Consider the following 19,432-nt stretch of genomic DNA (forward strand, 5'->3'; position numbering starts at 1 on the left):
GTGTCAGCTCTTCTTCCGTCCGGTCAACAGGTCGTGAGACAGGCCGCCGAACTCCTCGCCGTACCCGGCCTGGTCGGTGCGCGCGAGACCGCCGACTTCGACCGCCGTGCGTCCGTCCTCTCGCGGGGTGGCCCTGACCCACACGCGGCGGCGCTTGATGCTCAATGACAGTAGCAGTCCCATGACGATCAGGACCGAGAACACGAGCACCCAGACCTGGGTGGGGTCGTGCGAGATTTGTAGAGACACCCAGTCCCGCACGCCGTCGAAGCGGATCACGGTGCCGTCGTCGAGCCGCAGTTCCTGGCCGATCCGCAGGTTCTGTCGGGCCACCTTCATGAGCCCGCCAGCCTGCACCATTCTCTCGTCGATGGAGAAAATGGACTGCCCACGGCCCGCGTCGATGCCTAGGTCGCCGCGGTAGACGTCGATTGCGACGGCCGGGTCGTACGGCGCAGGAAACGCCGAGTCGAGCAACTCCCCTCGGAAAGCGGCGGTGGGCGCGAGCAGGCCGGTGATGGCGAGCTGGTTCCTGCGGCGCTGCTCGGGATCAGTGGCGTCGGGCGGATCGAATTTCGTCGCGCCCTCGGATGCCAGCGTCACCTGGTCGACCGGACGCCACTGCACCGCACCGACCCGCTGGGTCCCGTCGGGGAACGTGACGGTGAACAGCGGTGTGTAGCCGTGGCCGAGCAGATAGACGCGATCACCGGCAGTGCGCAGCGGATTGTTGACCTCCAGCGCGTAGGGCCGCCAGGTGCCGGTCTCCAGATCCGTTCCGGACTGATAGCCGATGTCGGCGCGGAAACTCTCGGGTTGGCCGTTGGGTAGGTAGGTGGCTGTGAAGCCGTCGACCTTCACGCAGAACGGGGTGAGGTTCGAGCCGTCCACGCGCAGGCCGGGTCGGAACGTGTCGTAGTTGTAGACGCCTGCGTTGCAGAACTGGCCGCCGTTGGCCTGGACAATGACCTGACCCTCGTAGTTCACCATCTTGCCCAGTGCGAAGGCGATCAGCAGGCCGAGCAGCGAGAAGTGGAACACCAGGTTGCCTGTCTCACGCAGGTAGCCACGCTCGGCGCTGACCGTTCGGATGCCATCGGGTTCCTCCCGGATGATGCGACGCCAGCCCTTGAGGCGACGCTCGACATGCGCGATGACCTCCTCGGGCGTCGCGTCGACCTCAGCGCTGGCATGGTGCGGCATCCGGGCAAGGTTGCGCGGGGTGAGCACGGGCCGGGCCCGCGTCTGCTGGAAGTACGCCCAGGTACGCGGCAGCAGGCAGCCCACTAGGGAGACGAACAGCAGCAGGTAAACCGCAGAGAACCAGACGCTCGCGTAGACGTCGTAGAACTGGAGGTCGTCGAGGAACCTGCCCCACCAGCCATTCTCGGCGATGAACTCATCAACCTTGCCGGCGTTGAGGGAGCGCTGCGGCAGCAGGGCACCCGGCATCGCGCCCAGGGCGAGAAGGAACAGCAAAGTCAACGCGGTCCGCATAGCCGTGAGGCCGCGCCACGTGTTGCGCAAGAGCGCGAAAGTTCCCCGCACTATCCGATTTCCCCTTGTCGACCATGTCCGCGCTGTTCGCTGACTCGCACAGTATTCCGCCTCCAGCAGCGGCTGCCGACGCAGGGCGATTCACGCAGGTCACCCTGTCTCGGAGCGCTCGGCTTGGAGGGCGCGGCCGGTGAGCCCGTCGCGCAGTGTCATCCACATCGCTCTGCGGTTGCGGATCAGCAGGATCGCGGCGAGCAGCAGGTAGAGCGCGCCGAGTCCGACGCGTTCGATCTGGGCTAGGTCCGGCGTCAGTGTCCACGCCAGCGCGAACTGGGCCAGGAACAGTCCGAGCAGAGCCCACGCCCCGCGCCGGGACAGTGCGCCGGCGGCGACAAGGGACACGGCGAACATCGACTGGGCCGCGGTGAGGAACAACTCCTCGCGCTGCAACGGGTCGATCGGCAAACCGGCCAGCGACCCGGCCGAGGTCGCGAAGACCAGCGGCAGGATGCCGACCAGCAGCGTCCACTGGTTGATCTTCGAGGAGATCAGCGCGCCCAGCGCGGCGGCGCCGCGCAGCTTCCAGGCCAGCAGCAGCACGGCGATGAATTCCGGGGTCTCCGACGCCAGTGGCGCCACCCATTGGACCAGCAGGAACTGGCTGACCCCCAGCTCGGTGCCGGTCTCGACCAGGCCGTCGGCGAACGGCTCCGCCACGGCCAGGATCACCGCGGCGGCGAACACCAGCATGCCGACCGCGGCCCAGCGGCGGGTCCGGGCCGGTCCGGTCGCGATTCGCGCGGCTGGCCCGATCAGCTCGCCGACCTCTTCGTCGTCGTCATCGTCCACCCGGCTGACCCGCACCAGGTACAGCGCGAAGATCCCGAACAGGACGACCGCGTCCAGCAGGTTGAGGGTGTCGCGCAGCGCGAAGGTGAGCGCGTACAGGCTGGCCACCGCCAGGTAGGCGATCTCCACGGTCTGCACCGGTTCCAGACGCACGGCCGAGCGGTCCTCCGGGCGGGTGTCGGGTGCGCGGCGACGCCGCGCGGCCAGTGCCGCGAGCACGACCAGCGACCAGCCCACGCCGATCAGCAACCGGTTGGCCCCGGTCATGTTGGCCAGTGCCAGCGGGGCGTAGGTCTCGGGGTCCTGGCCGGCCTTCCAGGCGAACACCACGTCCACCGCGTACTCCGGCAGCACCGCGATCAGCGCCAACAGCGCCAGCGCGAGCCCCTGCCCGATGTCCCGCTCCGCCAGCTCGGTGCCCCAGCTGAGGAAGAACGCCGCTCCCACCACGGCCGCGCCCAGCACCAGCACCGCGAGCACCGCCGGCGTCGGCGCCCCGCCGAAGCGCAGCACCAGTCCGGGGATCGCGGCCACCACCGGCAGCGCCAGCGGCCAATTCCGTCGAACGCCCGCGGTCGCGGTCACCTCCGCGCCTCCGAGTTGCGCTGTCCCGAGCCGACCCCGAGGCTCTGCCTGCCGGCCATCACCGCTCCTCTCCTCGACAAGGATCGTCGTTGGACGATTAAATCGTTATCTGACGATGGGTACCAAGCGGCGTCCGGGTTGCGCAACCGGAGCCCTCGATCCCGTGAGCGATTGCATAGCCGGCCGATTACACCCAGCCAAGGCGCTATCATCGCTTCATGGCGATGAACCGAGCGGAGCAGTGTCTCGCCCCGGACGCCGAGGTGTCCGGGTTGGATGCAGCTGTGGCGTTGTTCCACAGCCTGTCCGACGGAACGCGGTTGACGATCGTGCAGCGGCTGGCCCGTGGTGAGACCCGGGTGGCGGACCTGGTGGAGCAGTTGGGCTTGGCCCAGTCGACGGTGTCGGCGCACATGGCCTGCCTGCGTGACTGCGGCCTGGTGGTCGGCAGGCCGCAGGGGCGTCAGGTGTTCTACAGCCTGGCCCGGCCTGAGTTGATGGACTTGCTGGCTGCGGCGGAGACGCTGCTGGCCGCGACGGGCAACGCGGTGGCGCTGTGCCCCAACTACGGCACCGACGTCGGTGTCACGGATGAGAACGACTTGATGGACGAGATGAAGGAGACCGTGTCATGAGCGACGCCTGCGGGTGTGGCGACGACGAGCCCCGCGCCGTCGGCGAGGAGGCCGAGGAGGAGCACGAGCCGGAGCGGCTGTGGGAGGTGCGCGAACTTCAGTTCGCCGCGATCTCCGGCGTGTTCCTGCTCGTGGCCCTGATCACCGGGTGGGCGGGCGGTGCCGACATCGTCGTGACCGTGGCGGAGTGGCTGGCGCTGCTGGCGGGCGCGTACACCTTCGTCCCGTCCACGGTGAAGCGGCTGGTCAAGGGCAAGATCGGTGTCGGCACGCTGATGACGATCGCCGCGGTCGGCGCCGTGCTGTTGGGCGAGGTGGGCGAGGCCGCGATGCTGGCCTTCCTGTTCTCCATCAGCGAGGGTCTGGAGGAGTACTCCCTGGCGCGTACCCGCCGTGGGCTGCGCGCGCTGCTGTCGCTGGTGCCCGACCAGGCCACCGTGCTGCGCGACGGCGCCGAGGTGGTCGTGGAGCCCGGTGAGCTGCGGGTCGGGGACCTGATGCTGGTCAAGCCGGGTGAGCGGCTGGCCACCGACGGCGTCATCCGGGAGGGGCGCACCGCGCTGGACGTCTCGGCGATCACCGGCGAGTCCGTTCCGGTCGAGGCCGGTCCCGGCGGCGACGTGTTCGCCGGGTCGATCAACGGCACCGGGGTGCTCACCGTCGAGGTGACCACGACCGCCGAGGACAACTCGCTGGCCCGGATCGTGAAGATCGTCGAGGCCGAGCAGTCCCGCAAGGGTGCCGCCCAGCGCCTGGCGGACCGCATCGCCAAGCCGCTGGTGCCCGGCGTGATGGTCGCCGCGGCGCTCATCGCCGCGGTCGGCAGCCTGCTGGGCGACCCGCTGGTGTGGATCGAGCGTGCGCTGGTCGTGCTGGTGGCGGCGTCGCCGTGCGCGCTGGCCATCTCCGTGCCCGTGACGGTCGTGGCGGCGATCGGCGCCTCGTCCAAGCTCGGTGTGCTGGTCAAGGGCGGCGCCGCGCTGGAAGCCCTGGGCCGGGTGCGCGGGGTCGCGTTGGACAAGACCGGCACCCTGACCGCGAACCGGCCCGCCGTGATCGACGTCGCCACCACCGGAGGTGCCAGCCGGGAGCAGGTGCTGGACGTGGCCGCCGCGCTGGAGTCCCGCAGCGAACACCCCCTCGCCCGCGCCATCCTCGCCGCCGTCGACAAGGTGGACCCGGCTTCCGACGTGGAGGCGGTGACCGGCGCCGGACTCACCGGCCGCTACGAGGGGCGTCCCGTCCGGCTCGGCCGGCCGGGCTGGCTCGAAGCCGGTCCGCTGGCCGCGGACGTGGCCCGGATGCAGTCCGCCGGGGCGACCGCCGTGCTGGTCGAACAGGACGGGCAGGTGATCGGCGCGATCGCCGTGCGGGACGAGCTGCGCCCCGAGGCCGCCGAGGTCGTCGCCCAGTTGCGCCGTGACGGCTACCACGTCGCGATGCTCACCGGCGACAACCACGCCACCGCGACCGCCCTGGCCAAGGACGTGGGCATCGACGCGGTCCACGCCGAACTGCGCCCGGAGGACAAGGCCGCCCTCGTCAAGCAACTGAGTGCACAGCGGTCCACCGCGATGGTCGGCGACGGCGTCAACGACGCACCCGCCCTGGCCACCGCCGACCTCGGCATCGCGATGGGCGCGATGGGCACCGACGTGGCCATTGAAACCGCCGACGTCGCGCTCATGGGTGAGGATCTGCGGCACCTGCCGCAGGCGTTCACCCACGCCCGCCGCGCCCGGTCGATCATGCTCCAGAACGTCGGCCTCTCCCTGGCCATCGTGGTCGGCCTGATGCCGCTGGCGCTGTTCGGGGTGCTCGGTCTGGCGGCCGTGGTGCTCGTGCACGAGGTGGCCGAGATCGTCGTCATCGCCAACGGCGTCCGCGCCGGCCGCGCCAAGCCACTCGCACTCACCCCTGGCGACCGGCCGGCACCGCGGACGCAGCCCGCGACGGTGGGGGCGTCCTCGTGACCGCACCCGGCCACACCGCCACGGTGGCGCGCGCACGGCTGGTCATGGCGGCCGTCGCGCTGGGGCTGGCCGCGCTCGACCTGGGCCTGAAGGCCTGGGCCGAGCGCGGCCTCGCCGCCGGCGACACCGTCGACCTGGGCGTGATCCAGCTGCGGCTGGCGTTCAACCCCGGCGTGGCGTTCAGCCTCGGCGACACGCTGCCCGCCGGGGTCCTGCTCGCCGTCACCGGCCTGATCATCACCGCGCTGGCCGTCTACACCTGGCGCTCAGCCCGCACCGGCACGCTGCCCATGCGGCTGGCGCTGGCCGTGGTACTGGCCGGCGCGGTCGCCAACTTCGTCGACCGCGCCGTCGACGGGGTCGTCACCGACTACCTGCACACCGGCTGGTTCCCCACCTTCAACGGAGCCGACGTGTTCATCACCCTCGGTGCCGCCGCCCTGATCCTGGCCACCCTGCACGCCGACCACCGCGCCAAGGACCGCACCGAGGGAGGAGCGCAGTGACGGCGCAGGGTGAAGACCGACTCGTCCGGCGCGGGCTGGCGCTGGCCTGGTTCATCGTCGTCTGGGACCTCGTCGAAGGCGTCGTCGCCGTCACCGCCGGACTGGTCGCCGGCTCCATCGCCCTGGTCGGGTTCGGCATCGACTCGGCCATCGAGGTCTTCGCCGCCTCGGTGGTCATCTGGCAACTCCGCGGCGGCGCCCACGCCCGGCAGCGACCCGCGCTGCGCATGATCGCGATCACCTTCTACGTGCTCGCGGCCTACGTCGCGTTCGAGGCCGTGCGCGACCTGATCACCCAGGACAAGGCCGGCGAGTCGCTGGTCGGCATCGTGCTCAACGTGGTCGCGCTGATCGTGATGATCCCGGTCGGCCTCGCCCAGCGCCGCACCGGCCGGGCACTGCGCAACCCCGTGCTGGTGGCCCAGTCGACCGAAACCTGGATGTCCAACGCCCTGTCCGTCTCCGTACTGGCCGGCCTCGGACTCAACGCCGCCCTCGGCTGGTGGTGGGCCGACCCGGCCGCCGCCCTCGTGGTCGCCGCCCTCGCCGCCTGGTCCGGCCGCGAAGCCTGGGAGGAAGCCGGAGACCACGAACATCAACACCTCACGGAGCCGTGATGAAAACGCTGCGTCTGCTGCTCGACGCGCGCCGCGCACACAAGCACGGTGGTGAGGCTCTGCTGCGACGGCAACAGGAGCGCCTGGCCGAGATCGTCGCCCACGCACGCCGACGGTCGGCCTACTACCGTGAGCTCTACCACGGACTGCCCGATCGGGTCACCGACCCGACCTTGCTGCCGGTCACCAGCAAGAAACAGCTGATGCCCCGGTTCGACGACTGGGTCACCGACCCCGCGGTCACGCTCACGCAAGCCCAGGCGTTCGTCGACGACCCCGCCCGGATCGGGGAGAAGTTCCTCGGCCGCTACACCCTGCTCACGACCTCGGGCACCACCGGCACCCGCGGTCTGTTCCTGCTCGACCAACGCTCCCTGGCCGTGACCACCGCGCTGGGCGCCCGGATGCTCGGCGCCTGGCTCAGCCCCGCGGACGTGGTCCGGATCGCCGCCCGTGGTGGGCGTATCGCCATGGTCAACGCCACCGGCGGCCACTTCGCCTCCGCCGTGGCCGCGGCCGGGCTGCGCCGCAATCCGTTGCGGCGCCGTCGTATCGGCGTGTTCCCGGTCCAACTGCCCCTGCCGGAGCTGGTGGCCCGGCTCAACGCCTTCCGGCCCGCCATCCTCGCGCCCTACGCCGGCACCGGCGCGCTGCTGGCCGGAGAACAGCAGGCAGGACGCCTGCACATCGACCCCGTACTGGTCGCCCTGTCGGCCGAAGGCCTTCCCACCACGGAGTACGACCGCATCGCCACCGCGTTCGGCGCGATCGTCCGGCAGGGCTACGCCGCCACCGAATGCCCGTTCCTGACCTACAGCTGCCGCGAGAACTGGCTGCACGTCAACAGCGACTGGGCCATCCTCGAACCGGTCGACGCCGACCACCAGCCCGTCCCGCCCGGCCGGCGGTCCCACACCACCCTGCTGACCAACCTCGCCAACCGGGCCCAGCCCATCCTGCGCTACGACCTCGGCGACGCCGTCCTCCTCCGGCCCGGCCCCTGCCCGTGCGGCGACCCGCTGCCCGCCATCCGCGTCCAGGGCCGCGCCGCCGACCTGCTCACCTTCCCCACCCAAGACGGCGAACCGGTCACTCTCACCCCGCTGACCCTCAGTGCCCTGCTCGACCACATTCCCGGCATCGAATTGGCCCAGATCGTGCACACCGCGCAGGACAGCCTGAGCATTCGGCTGCGACTGACCACCGGCGCCGATCCCGACACGGTCTGGCGCGCCGTCCACACCGGGATCACCCGTCTGCTCACCGACCACGGGCTCGACCACGTCAGCGTCACCCGCGCCGCCGAGCCGCCGCAGCAGACCGCCGGGGGCAAGTACCGCACGGTCATCCCGCACACCCAGGCAAGGAGCTGAGCGTTGATCGTCGCATCGCAGGGCCGCGCGCCGTCGAACCCGGGCTGGACTGGAGCAGCACGATGCGGGGAGAATGACGGGCGTGGACAAGTCGGCCGTTCACGCCGAGCTGGAGCAGGCCAGAGCAGGCTTCCACCAGCTGCTCGACAGCGCGAGTGAACAGGACCTGCATCGACCGTCGAACGGCACCCGCTGGACCAACGAACAGCTGCTGTTCCACATGCTCCTCGGATACCTGATCATGCGGGCGCTGCTGCTCCTGATGAGGGCGTTCGCCCGGCTGCCGGCCGGTGCCGGCCGGGCCTTCGCCCGGCTGCTCAACGCAGCGACCGCACCGTTCGACGTGGTCAACTACGCCGCCTCCAGGCTCGGCGGAACAGTGCTCGGGCGCGAACGCATGGCAGGGATGTTCGACCGGGTGATCGCCAAGACGCACCGCAGACTGGATGCCGAAACCGAGGCCGACCTCGCTCGCGGCATGCACTACCCGACCCGCTGGGATCCGTTCTTCCAGGACTTCATGACCCGGGCCGACCTCTACCGCTTCCCCACGCAGCATTTCCACTTCCACCGGCAGCAGCTCACCCTGCACACACCTCGGTGAACACGGATCCGACGACCTGTCGCAGTGGTGAGGTCCGGCGACGCGCCGCCCCGTGCGGTGAACCCTCGACTGGGCGAGGATGAGAGTCATGCCTGTCTTGCGGATCGGACTCGCCCAGGTCAACTCGACCGTGGGTGACCTGGACGGCAATGCCCGGCTGATCGTCGACTGGACGCGGCGCGCCGCCCGTGACGGGGCGCAGGTGGTCGTGTTTCCGGAGATGATGCTGACCGGCTATCCGGTGGAGGACCTGTGCTTGCGCCGCTCGTTCGCCCGAGCGTCGCAGAAGGCCGTCGACGGGCTGGCGGGCCGGCTGGCCGACGCCGGCTGTGGCGGGGTGCTCGTGTACGTCGGCTACCTGGACCGTGATGAGGAGGGGCCGCGCAACGCTGTTGCGGCGTTGTTCGGTGGCGTGGTGGTGGCCCGGCAGTTCAAGCACCACCTGCCCAACTTCGGCGTGTTCGACGAGCACCGCCACTTCCAGCCCGGTCGCACGCTGGAAGTGCTGCGCCTGCACGGCGTGGACATCGGCCTGGCCGTGTGCCAGGATCTGTGGGAGGACGGCGGCCCGGTCGCGGCCCTCGGCCAGGCCGGTGTGGACGTGGTTGTCTCGCCGAACGCCTCGCCCTACGAACGGTCCAAAGACGACGTCCGCCTGCCGCTCGTGACCCGGCGCGCTGCCGAGGCCGGTGCTCCGCTGGTCTACGTCAACCAGGTCGGCGGCCAGGACGACCTGGTGTTCGACGGCGACTCCTTCGTCGTCACGCCGGACGGTGTCCTGCGTGCCCGCGCCCAACAGTTCGTCGAGGACCTGCTGCTGGTCGATCTCGATCTGCCCGTGGGAGTGCACGACGCTCAGGGCGAGTTCCACGGACTGCGGCTACGGCGACAGGTCCTGAGCAGCGGGCCGCCACCGCGGTCCGAGCCGCCGACCGGGCCGGTCATCAGCGAACCGTTGTCCGACGAGGCCGAGATGTGGGCCGCGCTGGTCGTGGGCCTGCGCGACTACGTGGTCAAGAACGGATTCTCCTCGGTGGTGCTGGGCCTGTCCGGAGGCATCGACTCGGCGGTGACCGCGGCCATCGCGGTGGACGCGCTCGGCCCCGACGCGGTATTCGGGGTCTCGATGCCGTCGGCGTACTCCTCGACCCACTCCCGGTCGGACGCGGAGGAGCTGGCCCGCAGGCTCGGCTGCCACTTCCGGACCGAGCCGATCGCCGACCCGGTGCGCGTCTACGTCGACCAGCTCGGCCTGACCGGAGTCGCGGAGGAGAACGTGCAGGCCCGTGTGCGAGGCATGCTGCTCATGGCCTTGTCCAATCAAGATGGTCACCTCGTGTTGGCCACCGGCAACAAGACCGAACTCGCCGTCGGCTACTCCACCCTCTACGGCGACGCGGTCGGCGGCTTCGCGCCGATCAAGGACGTGTTCAAGACCGAGGTGTGGCGGCTGGCCCGGTGGCGCAACGCCGAAGCCGAGAAGCACGGCCACACCCCACCCATCCCCGAGAACTCCATCACCAAGCCGCCGTCGGCCGAACTGCGCCCCGACCAGCTGGACACCGACTCGCTGCCCGACTACCAGGTGCTGGACGACATCCTGGAGCACTACGTCCACCGCGACCGCGACCGCGACCGCGCCGACCTGCTCGCCGCGGGCTTCGACCACGCGGTGGTCGACCAGGTGATGCGCATGGTGGACCGCGCCGAGTACAAGCGCCGTCAGTACCCGCCCGGTACCAAGATCACCGGGAAGGCGTTCGGGCGTGACCGCAGACTGCCCATCACCAACGACTGGGCAACGCCCGGACGGCGATCCGGCCATCAGGCCGAGCACATCGCGTGATCCGCACCGGGCGATCGATCACCGTCACGGGCCCGGCGGCGGCTACACGGGCGCCTGCCGCCGCCGTCTCGACCAGGCGCCGGCCAGCCCGGCCATCCCCGCGACGACCATGATCCATTCCGGAAGAGCCCCCAATCGGTCGGCGACCGTGACGCTGGTGCGCAGCGGCACCGTCTCGACCAGCGCGGCCGGGGTGAACAGCGAGGTGCGTTGCGCGACGGTGCCGTCGGGCCGGATGATCGCGCTGACGCCGCTCGTGGTTGCCACGACCACCGCGCGGCCGTGCTCGACCGCGCGCAGGCGGTCCATGGCGAGCTGCTGGTAGGTCATCTCGGTGAACCCGAACGTGGCGTTGTTGCTGGGCACCGCGAGCAGCGTGGCCCCGGCCGTCACCGAGTCGCGGACGGCCGCGTCGAAGGCGACCTCGTAGCACATCGCGATCCCCACCCGCGCTTTGGACATGGCGAACACGCGCGGATCCGTGCCGGGGACGAACCGCCCGGCCCGGTCGACCTTGTCGCTGAAGATCCGGAAGAACGACCGCAGCGGCATGGTCTCGCCGAAGGGCTGCAACCGGCGCTTGGTGTACTCCTCGATCGGTCCGCGCTGCGGATCCCACAGGATCGCGGTGTTGCGTGGCCGGTCGGTGTCCCCGCCGAGCACCGCGCCGACGGCGATCGGCGCGCCGATGGCCTTGGCCGCGCGGTCGATCGCGGCGAAGGCGTCGGGGTTGCGGTAGGGGTCGATGTCGGAGGAGTTCTCCGGCCAGATCACCAGGTCCGGCCGACGCACCTGGCCCGCCCGCACCTCCTCGGCGAGTTCGACGGTGCGCCGGACGTGGTTGTCCAGCACCGCGCGGCGCTGGGCGTTGAAGTCCAGCCCGGCCCTGGGCACATTGCCCTGCACCACCGCGACCGTCACCTCACCGGCCTCGGGCGCTACACCCACCAGCGGGCCCACCGCCCAGCCCGCCGTGAGCGGGACCACCGCGGCCAGCAGCGGCACGGCGAGCCGGGCCGGGCGCCGGTCCCGTCCTGCCACGCACCGGCGCGCCAGTTGCGCGGCGCCGAACCCGGTCACCGACACCGCGAAGGCGACCAGCGGGGTGCCGCCCAGCGCGGCCAACGACAGGTATCCGCCCTCCGGCTGGCTGAACGCGATCTTCGCCCAGGGAAACCCTCCGAACGGCACCAGCGCCCGCAGCGTCTCGCCCGCCACCCACAGCAGCGCCGCCCACACCGGCGCGGCCGGCAGCCGTGTCACCACCGCGATGCCCGCCGTCGCCACGCCGACCAGCGCGGCCTGCAGCACCGCGAGCGGGATCGCGGCGATCGGACCGACGAACTCGCCCGTCCACCACAGCAGCGGCACCATCCAGCCCAGCCCGGCGAGCAACCCGTAGCCGAAACCCGCCCGCGCACCACGCCCGGACAGCACCCAGAACAGCCCGGCGAACCCCAGCGGCGCGAGCCACCACAACGGCCGGGGCTGGAAACTCAGGTAGAGCAGCACTCCCGACGCCACGGCGAGCACCACACGCGCAAGCACCGCACCACGCCGCCGTCGGCGCGCCGCGGTACGAACGTCGACCGGCGTCTCCTCGGCGTGGCTCATGTGGGTGGACATCGGCGCGGTCACGCTCCTGTGCTCAGATAACGGTCCACCGTGTCGCGAACCTGCTCGACGGTGCGGAACGGTGTGGGCGGCTCGACCCGGTGGACCGTGCCGTCCGGCAGTACCACGTAGCTGACGGGCAGGTAGGCGGGCAGCCGCAGAGCCGCGGCCACGGCGCCGGTGGTGTCGTGCACCGACGCCACCCGCACACCGAGGCCGGCGAGCATGTCCAGGCCGTCGGCGGAATCACTGCGCACCTGCACCCCCAGCACGCTCACGGCACCGGCCGAGGCCGCGTACGCCTCCAGCACCGGCAGTTCCTCCCGGCACGGCTGACACCACGTCGCCCACACGTTGACCAACGCCGGACGGCCCGCCAGCGTCGAGCCGAGGTCGATGTCCGTGCCGTCGCCCAGGCACGTGGCGCGCACATTGGTCAACGGTCCCGACACCGCGCCACCGGTAGCGGACGCGGGACACGGCCGCAGGCCCGCTGCGGCCCGTGCGGCAGCCAGATCACGACCCACACCGTCGCGCGCGGCTGTCGGGACGTGCTGCGCAGGCTCGGTGCCCTGGCGCGGCCACACGGCGACCACGACGGCGACGACCAACACGACCAGCCCGATCACCCACCGACGTGCGGTTGTCATTCGTTTGCCTTCCCCTGCCTAGATCACGGTGAGCCAGTAGTCCCAGAACGCCTGGAGCACGGCCAGACCGATCAGCAGATACCACAGGATGAGCACCACCGTGTGATATCCGGCCAGCACGGCGACCACGCGACGCGGGGCCGGCAGGTGACCGTCGCGCAGGTTGTGCACGGTGGTGTACCAGAAGATCGGGATCACGACCGCCCACACGGCCATGCAGTACGGGCACAGCGCGCCGATGACGTACAGGCTCTGGTAGACCAGCCAGTGCACGAACACCACGCCGAACAACGTGCCGGCCTGCAGACCGAGCCAGAACCACCCCGGTAGCCGTGCCCCGGCGAACAGCACCACCCCGACCGTGACGACCACGGCGAACCCGGCGATACCCAACAGCGGATTGGGAAAGCCGAACACCTCCGCCTGACCGGTGCGCATGATCGAGCCACAGCTCAGGATCGGGTCGATGCTGCACGAGGGCACGTAGTCGGGCGTGGTGAGCAGGGCGATCTTCTCGACCGTGAGCACCAGCGCGGCAGCCAGGCCGACGGCACCGCCGATCGTCAGGATCCAGGGCAGCAGTCGTGTGGTGAACACGGCCGCCTGTGGCTGTGGCTCGATGGTGGTGCTCACTTCTTCGCCAGTTGCCGTTCGATCGCGGCCTTGAGCGCCTCGTAGGTGGGCGCGCCCGGGAACTTGACGCCGTTGACGAAAAACGTCGGCGTGCCCCGCACGCCGAGAGTGGTGCCGTCGTCGCGGTCCTTGCGCACCCGCGCGATCGTGGCGGGGTCGTCCAGGGCGGCCTCGAACCGCGGCAGGTCCAGACCCAGTTCGCGGGCGAACCCGAGGAAGGTGTCCCGATGAGAGACCTGCTGGTCACCCCACTGCGGCTGGTTCTCGTACATCAGCCGGTACATCGGTTCCAGCTTGCCCTGCTGCCCTGCGGCCTCCACCGCGCGGGCGGCCAGCTCCGCGTTGCGGTGACTGGGAATCGGGAAGTACCGCATCACGAACGTGACCCGGTCGCCGTACTCGGCGCGCAGCCTCTCCACACCGGGAAAGGCCGCGCCGCACGCCTCGCACTCCAGATCCAGGAACTCCACAATGGTGACCTTGCCGTCGGTCGCCTCGGACAGCTTGTGACTGTCCGGACGGACCAGCACCGAGGCCGGAGCGGTCGGCGGCGCCGCACCGGCCTCCTCGGGCGAGTACCCGCGTTCCGGGCGATTGAGCAGAAGCAGTGCTCCGACCACCGCCACTACGACGGCGACGACGGTCACCGAGACTTTCGCATTCCGCGTCACAGGTTGAACCTCCGCATCGGATCGGGTCACAGGGGCGTGGTGAAGCCGGCGATGGGCCCACGCAGCAGGGCGACGAGCTCACCCCACAAGCCGGTCACCAGCAGCGCCCCGACGGCCAGCAGCAGCACGCCGCCGGTGAGCTGTACCGCCCGGGTGTGCCGACGCAGCCAGCCGGCGGTGGTGACCGCCCATCGGGCGCTGACGGCGAGCAGCACGAACGGCAGCCCGAGCCCGACGCAGTAGGCCAGCACCAGCAGCACACCGCGCCACACCGTCGGCCCCGCCTGCGTGCCGCTGGCCAGCGCGATCACTCCGGCCAGCGTCGGCCCCAGGCACGGTGTCCAGCCCAGCCCGAACACCGCGCCGAGCACCGGTGCACCCCACAGCCCCCGTCGCGGCCGATGCTTGAGCCGCACCTCGCGTTGCAGCGCGGGAATGAACCCGAGGAACGCCAGCCCCATCGCGATGGTGACGACGCCACCGATGCGTTGCAGCAGTTGCTCGTTGGCCAGCAACGCGTCCGACACGCCCAGCACGCTGAGCACCGCCGCGCCGAACACCACGGTGAACCCGAGCACGAACAGCAGCGCCGCCCCGGCCACCCGCCACCGGTCCGTGCGGCGCCCGGCCGATGTCTCGTCGCCGTCGACAGCCGGGGCGTCCGCGCCGACCAACCCGGCCAGATACGCCAGGTAGCCGGGCACCAGCGGGATGCAGCACGGGGAGGCGAAGGAGATGGTGCCGGCGGCGAGCGCCACGACCGCGGCCAGCAGCAGCGGCCCGGAGATCGCCAGATCGGTCGGGTTCACGCCCCACCCCCCGCCTGGGAGGGCTCGGCGGCGATCCGCTCGACGACCGGCAGCAGGTCACTGTCCAGCAATGCGATCAGGAACACCGCCGCCACCCGGTGCTGCCGGTCCAGAATGATCGTGGAGGGCACCACGCTGCGAGGGAAGCCCTTGAGCGCCAGCATGGTGCGACCCGACGGGTCATAGAACGACGGGTAGCCGACCTGGAAGTTGGTCACGAAATCCTGCGCCGCACTGCGGTCGTCGCGCGCGTTGACACCGAGGAACTGCACGCCGGACTCCTTGGTCTGGGCGTACACCCGTTCCAAGTCGTCGGCCTCCGCCCGGCACGGGCCGCACCACGAGGCCCAGACGTTGAGGACCACCACCTCGCCGGCGTAGTCGGACAGCTTCAGCTCGCGGCCGGGCTCAGCGAGGTTGTCGCCGACCATCTCCGCGATCTTCCCGCGCTGCTCGGGCGGGTCGTAGAAGATCTTGGTCTGTCCGCCGGGGGCGACGAACTCGAAGCTACTGCCGGTGACCACAGCGTCCTTACCGGAACTGCACGCGGTCACCGCCAGCATCAGTAGCGAAACGACCGCGGCGAGCACTCCACGGCCCGGCCTGCGCAGCGTTGCGGCGCGGTGCCTGCGGAAGGCGGCAGCACGCGAGGCAACGCGAGTGAACCCTTGTCGCACAGAACTTTCTCCATCGAGTCGGCGAACGCGGCAGTGATCGGGGCCGGGACCAGCGGCGGGAGTGGCACGCCCGAAGCGTGCCAGTCGCGCGCGGCCTGGCTGGGGATCCAGCTACGCCCGCAACACGCAGAGTTGTTCGAGCCGAGGAGTCCGTCGGCATGTGCGCCGGGCCCACCTCACCCGCTGCGCCCGAGTCGGATGGCCCGTACGCGACTCAGACCGCCGCAGCGCGGCTGCGGCGAGGAGAACGGCCAACACGACCAGCAGGCACACACCAAGCACGCCATCGAAACCACCGGGTATGTCCGGCATCGCGTCGACCAGCACACTTGGAACGCCCGGTTCCACCGGCACGTCTACCGACATCAGCGAAACCGAATCATCGGATGGCAAGCACAACGCCGTCGGCCCCGCTACACAGAGTGAGCCCTGCAGAAGAGCCAGACCCGCGATAAGCGTGAGCGCAGCGACAAGCCGCACGAGACCTGCTCGTGCGGCACTACGTGTCGTCACGGGGCCAGTCACGTCGACAAGGTTAACCTCGTGGGCCGCCGCGCCCTCCGGACACCCCTGAGCGCTCGCCACCGCACATACAATGATGGTATCAATCGTAGTATCACGATGATAGCGTCTCTGTGCGATGGAATAGGGGTACGCGATGTTGATGAACAAGGCGGAGACCGCGCTGGTGAACTCGCCGCCCCGGCGCTGGCTGCAGCGCTTCTATGAAATCCAGGTGCTGTTGCGGTTCGGCGGCCGGTTGCCCCCAGGGGCGCGGGCGCTGGAGATCGGCTGCGGCTCGCAGCTGGTGTTGGAGCGGTTCGGCGCGGCCAGCGTGGACGCCGTGGACCTCGACCCTGCCATGATCGAACGCGCTGGCGGGCGTCTCGCTCGCTACGGAGACCGGGTGCGGCTGGCGCAAGGCAGCGCGACCGATCTGCGTGCGGCGCTGGACGCCGAGGACGGCGGCTATGACGCGGTGTTCGACTTCGGGATCGTCCACCACATCCCGGACTGGCGCGCGGCCATTGCCGAGGTCGCCAGGGTCCTCACGCCGGGCGGCCGGTTCTACTTCGAGGAGGTCACGGCCCACGCCCTGGCCCGGCCTATCTACCAGCGGCTGTTCGAGCACCCGGCTGAGGACCGGTTCAGCGCCGAGCAGTTCCTCGACGAACTGGCCCGCCACGGGCTCGTGGTGCTCGGGTCGACCACTCGGATCTCCGGCGACTACCTGCTCGGCGTGGCCGCCAAACCCCTGCCGGGCAGGAGCGACGGGTGATGGCGCTCGCCGCCTTGGCGCTGTTCGTCGTTTTCATGCTGCTCGCCGGCGGCGTGCGCACGCTGATCCAGCGTCGCCGCACCGGCGACACCGGCAACCGGCGGAGGTGGGCGGCACGCGGCTCGCTGGAGTGGTGGGGGCTTGCCGTGGCCGACCTTGGCTACCTGACTGTCGGTGTCGGTGCGCCAGTCGCTGCCCTGGCCGGCATGCCGCCGCTTGCCGTCGTTGACCACCCGGTTAGGCACGGTGTGGGCGTGGTGCTCGCGGTATTCGGCATCCTCGCGACCTTCGGCGCCCAGCTGGCGTTGGGCGCCTCCTGGCGGATCGGGGTCGACCAGACCGAACACACCGCGCTAGTGACCAGCGGACCATTCCGGCTGGTGCGCAATCCGGTCTTCGCCGCCGCGGCCATCGTGTTCCTGGGATTGGCGTTGATGGTGCCCAACCCCATGGCGATCGCGGGCCTTGCGGTCGTGCTCCTCGGAATCGAGATCCAGGTGCGCCTCGTCGAAGAGCCCTTCCTGTGCAGTGTCCACGGCGCCACCTACACCGACTACGCCTCGCGCGTCGGCCGCTTTCTGCCCGGCCTCGGCCGCCTGCGGGAGCCCAACACGTTCAATGCCAGCGAGTGAGCGAACTCAAATTCAGCACACGGTTGCGGAGTTGCGGAACGATCAGCAAGCGAGGCGAGTTCGCGGGGTCCCCTGCGTGTTCTCCCGCCTGATCGTCGGCTGGCAGGTCGCCACCAGCCTCTACACGGATCTGGCACTGGATGCCCTGCAGATGGCGATCTGGCGCCGCCAGGCCACCAGCGCGGGCCTGACCGGGCTGGTCCACCACAGCGACAGTGAGAGTGCAGTATCGGGCCATCTGCTACACCCAACGTCTCGCCGAGGCTGGCGCGGTCGCATCCGTTGGCGGACCATCGCGCGGTCTGGACGACACCGAGATCGCCACCGTCGAGTACATCGAATGGTACAACAACCGGCGCCTGCACGGCGAACTCGGGCACCTCCCGCCCGCCGAGTACGAGGCACTACACGCGATGACCCACCCGGTCACCGCAACCCTGGAAACCAACTAATCCAGTCTCCACGAAACCTGGGGCTTGACAACGCGCTGTCGCGGCCCTGCGTTGGTTGGCTAACCACCGACACTTTCTCCGCGTCGAACCGCAAACTCACTGGCTAGCGGGTCGTACCTACCCCCGACAGGAACCCCACCTACCAAACCGCACAACGTGAACTGGCCGGTTGGCACTCACACCGTGTAGGTGTCTTCGAGTGTCAACCGGCCGGTTGTTGATGTTGCCCATGTTTTCGGTGCCCCCGGCAGGACTCGAACCTGCGGCCAAGAGCTTAGAAGGCTCCTGCTCTATCCGCTGAGCTACAGGGGCGTGGGGCGGCGCCTGCCGGAGCAGGTTAACCGTCCCGATTGATCTGATCGTTCCGACGGCCTCGACTGTTTCCCAATCGCACCGGTCGAGTGACGAAGAGAACGCGACCGGGTCACACCGGTGCCGTCGACGACCTCTCGATCAGGGTGACGGGGAGGGTCCGGGCTGGTCCCGGTCTCGACCCGTCGAGCAGGCTCAAGGCCAGCTCAGCGGCGGTGCGGCCCTTCTCGGTGAGGTCTTGGCGAACCGTGGTGAGGGGTGGGTCGGCCCAGTGCGCGGCCGGGGTGTCGTCGAAGCCGACGATGGACACGTCGGACGGGACGCGCAGGCCCAGGTCGGTCGCCGCGCGGATGGCGCCCATGGCCAGTTCGTCCGAAAGGCACAGCAGTGCGGTCGGGCGGGGGTCGCGGGTCAGCAGCCAGCGGGCGCCTTCGCGGCCGTGGTCGCGCGCGCTGCACGGGGCTTCCCAGATGGGGACGTCCTGGCCGAGTTCGCCTCGGTAGCCGCGGATCCGGTCGCGGGTCACCCGGAATCGCGCCGCGCGCCATCGGTCCGGTGACACAGGGCCACGGTGGCCATCGGTGTCCAGCGCGAAACTCAGGATCGCGACGCGGCGGTGGCCGAGGTCGCGTACGTGTCGGGCGGCCATGGCCGCGCCCGCCTCGTCGGCGATGTCCACTCTGGCCGTCGCGGGCAGGGCGGGCTGGTCGATCACCACCAGCGGCAGCGATCGCGCCGACACCTGGGCCAGCGCGGGGGAATCGTCCGGAAGGGAGTACGCGATCGCGATGTCGGCCTGGGCCCGCGCGACGCTGTCCGGGTTGGGGCCCGCGCCGGTGCCGGGCAGCAGCAGTAGCGCGCGCTCGCGGTCCAACGTGGAGGTCAGGCTGTCGAGCACGATCGACAGGGCCGGGTCGGTGAACGCCGCGGACAGGCCGCCGCCGAGCATGACCACCACCGCGCCGCTCTGCCGGGTCGCCAACGAGCGGGCGACCGGGTCGGGTCCCGCGTAGCCCAGCTCCGACGCCGTCGAGATGATCCGCTCGCGCAGTGCGGCGGACAGCTGGTCGGGCCGGTTGTAGGCGTTCGACACCGTCGCCCGGGACACTCCGACCGCGGTGGCGACGGTGTCCAGGGTCGGTCGACGGACCGGCTGCTGACTCACGGCTACAGCGTAGTCCGCACCACTTTCCTCGCGTGCGCGTAGCGATCACTGAA

19 protein-coding genes and 1 tRNA gene are annotated in these 19,432 nt (G+C 70.3%); 10 read left to right on the forward strand and 10 right to left on the reverse strand.

The genetic code is table 11. The annotated features are described in order from the left end of the window. Positions 1-3: 3 nt before the first annotated feature. Positions 4-1,497, reverse strand: a complete 1,494-nt coding sequence (locus BN1701_RS01630; RefSeq protein WP_082859605.1) for a cytochrome c biogenesis protein ResB — start codon at positions 1,495-1,497, stop codon at positions 4-6. A gap of 150 nt (positions 1,498-1,647) precedes the next feature. Further along, positions 1,648-2,931 carry a hypothetical protein gene (locus BN1701_RS01635; RefSeq protein WP_054044767.1) on the reverse strand — a complete coding sequence of 428 codons (1,284 nt, stop codon included), beginning with the start codon at positions 2,929-2,931 and terminating at the stop codon, positions 1,648-1,650. Between the two features lie 218 nt (positions 2,932-3,149). Between BN1701_RS01635 and BN1701_RS01640 the strand changes: the two genes are divergently transcribed. The 7 genes from BN1701_RS01640 (at position 3,150) to BN1701_RS01670 (ending at position 10,485) form a co-directional block, all read left to right on the forward strand. Then, positions 3,150-3,566 carry a metalloregulator ArsR/SmtB family transcription factor gene (locus tag BN1701_RS01640; protein WP_054044769.1) on the forward strand — a complete coding sequence of 139 codons (417 nt, stop codon included), beginning with the start codon at positions 3,150-3,152 and terminating at the stop codon, positions 3,564-3,566. Further along, the gene (locus tag BN1701_RS01645) at positions 3,563-5,539 is read left to right on the forward strand and encodes a cation-translocating P-type ATPase (RefSeq protein ID WP_054044771.1); all 1,977 of its coding nucleotides are present in this window, start codon (positions 3,563-3,565) and stop codon (positions 5,537-5,539) included. The genes BN1701_RS01640 and BN1701_RS01645 overlap by 4 nt, the downstream gene beginning before the upstream one ends. Beyond that, the gene (gene lspA / locus BN1701_RS01650) at positions 5,536-6,045 is read left to right on the forward strand and encodes a signal peptidase II (protein ID WP_231949419.1); all 510 of its coding nucleotides are present in this window, start codon (positions 5,536-5,538) and stop codon (positions 6,043-6,045) included. Before BN1701_RS01645 ends, lspA begins: the two co-directional genes overlap by 4 nt. Beyond that, the gene (locus BN1701_RS01655; protein ID WP_054044773.1) at positions 6,042-6,662 is read left to right on the forward strand and encodes a cation transporter; all 621 of its coding nucleotides are present in this window, start codon (positions 6,042-6,044) and stop codon (positions 6,660-6,662) included. Before lspA ends, BN1701_RS01655 begins: the two co-directional genes overlap by 4 nt. Then, positions 6,662-8,035 (forward strand): CoF synthetase, encoded by a 1,374-nt coding sequence (locus tag BN1701_RS01660; RefSeq protein WP_054044775.1) that lies wholly within the window; start codon positions 6,662-6,664, stop codon positions 8,033-8,035. The genes BN1701_RS01655 and BN1701_RS01660 overlap by 1 nt, the downstream gene beginning before the upstream one ends. Before the next feature lie 82 nt (positions 8,036-8,117). Further along, a complete protein-coding gene (locus BN1701_RS01665) occupies positions 8,118-8,639 on the forward strand; it encodes a DinB family protein (RefSeq protein WP_197672032.1) in 522 nt (173 codons plus the stop codon). 88 nt (positions 8,640-8,727) lie between these two features. Further along, complete coding sequence (locus tag BN1701_RS01670; RefSeq protein ID WP_054044778.1) at positions 8,728-10,485, forward strand: NAD+ synthase; 1,758 nt, start codon at positions 8,728-8,730, stop codon at positions 10,483-10,485. Positions 10,486-10,527: 42 nt separating this feature from the next. Here the strand turns inward: BN1701_RS01670 and lnt are convergent, their stop codons facing one another. From lnt to BN1701_RS01700, 6 genes are read right to left on the reverse strand one after another with little or no spacing between them, the layout of a single operon-like run. Next, entirely contained in the window at positions 10,528-12,123 is a 1,596-nt protein-coding gene (lnt, locus tag BN1701_RS01675; RefSeq protein WP_231949427.1) for an apolipoprotein N-acyltransferase, read from the reverse strand. Further along, positions 12,120-12,749 (reverse strand): TlpA disulfide reductase family protein, encoded by a 630-nt coding sequence (locus tag BN1701_RS01680; RefSeq protein ID WP_054044780.1) that lies wholly within the window; start codon positions 12,747-12,749, stop codon positions 12,120-12,122. The genes lnt and BN1701_RS01680 overlap by 4 nt, the downstream gene beginning before the upstream one ends. An 18-nt stretch (positions 12,750-12,767) precedes the next feature. Next, on the reverse strand, positions 12,768-13,382 hold the full coding sequence (locus BN1701_RS01685) for a vitamin K epoxide reductase family protein (RefSeq protein ID WP_054044783.1): 615 nt from the start codon (positions 13,380-13,382) through the stop codon (positions 12,768-12,770). Further along, positions 13,379-14,053, reverse strand: coding sequence for a thioredoxin domain-containing protein (locus tag BN1701_RS01690; protein WP_054044784.1), 675 nt, complete (start codon positions 14,051-14,053; stop codon positions 13,379-13,381). Before BN1701_RS01690 ends, BN1701_RS01685 begins: the two co-directional genes overlap by 4 nt. A gap of 26 nt (positions 14,054-14,079) precedes the next feature. After that, positions 14,080-14,862 carry a cytochrome c biogenesis CcdA family protein gene (locus tag BN1701_RS01695; protein WP_054044787.1) on the reverse strand — a complete coding sequence of 261 codons (783 nt, stop codon included), beginning with the start codon at positions 14,860-14,862 and terminating at the stop codon, positions 14,080-14,082. Next, complete coding sequence (locus BN1701_RS01700; protein ID WP_082860243.1) at positions 14,859-15,425, reverse strand: TlpA disulfide reductase family protein; 567 nt, start codon at positions 15,423-15,425, stop codon at positions 14,859-14,861. The genes BN1701_RS01695 and BN1701_RS01700 overlap by 4 nt, the downstream gene beginning before the upstream one ends. Before the next feature lie 772 nt (positions 15,426-16,197). Here BN1701_RS01700 and BN1701_RS01705 point away from each other — a divergent pair. From BN1701_RS01705 to BN1701_RS01715, 3 genes are all read left to right on the forward strand, one after another. After that, on the forward strand, positions 16,198-16,818 hold the full coding sequence (locus BN1701_RS01705; RefSeq protein WP_231949432.1) for a class I SAM-dependent methyltransferase: 621 nt from the start codon (positions 16,198-16,200) through the stop codon (positions 16,816-16,818). After that, on the forward strand, positions 16,818-17,450 hold the full coding sequence (locus tag BN1701_RS01710) for an isoprenylcysteine carboxylmethyltransferase family protein (RefSeq protein WP_054044789.1): 633 nt from the start codon (positions 16,818-16,820) through the stop codon (positions 17,448-17,450). Before BN1701_RS01705 ends, BN1701_RS01710 begins: the two co-directional genes overlap by 1 nt. 215 nt (positions 17,451-17,665) lie before the next feature. Further along, positions 17,666-17,902, forward strand: coding sequence for an IS3 family transposase (locus BN1701_RS01715; RefSeq protein WP_067520483.1), 237 nt, complete (start codon positions 17,666-17,668; stop codon positions 17,900-17,902). 239 nt (positions 17,903-18,141) lie between these two features. Here the strand turns inward: BN1701_RS01715 and BN1701_RS01720 are convergent. After that, positions 18,142-18,214, reverse strand: a tRNA-Arg gene (locus tag BN1701_RS01720). 112 nt (positions 18,215-18,326) lie between these two features. Beyond that, positions 18,327-19,379, reverse strand: a complete 1,053-nt coding sequence (locus BN1701_RS01725) for a LacI family DNA-binding transcriptional regulator (RefSeq protein WP_231949434.1) — start codon at positions 19,377-19,379, stop codon at positions 18,327-18,329. Positions 19,380-19,432 lie beyond the last annotated feature (53 nt).

The organism is Alloactinosynnema sp. L-07 (assembly GCF_900070365.1).
In the GTDB taxonomy this organism is placed as follows: Bacteria; Actinomycetota; Actinomycetes; order Mycobacteriales; family Pseudonocardiaceae; genus Actinokineospora.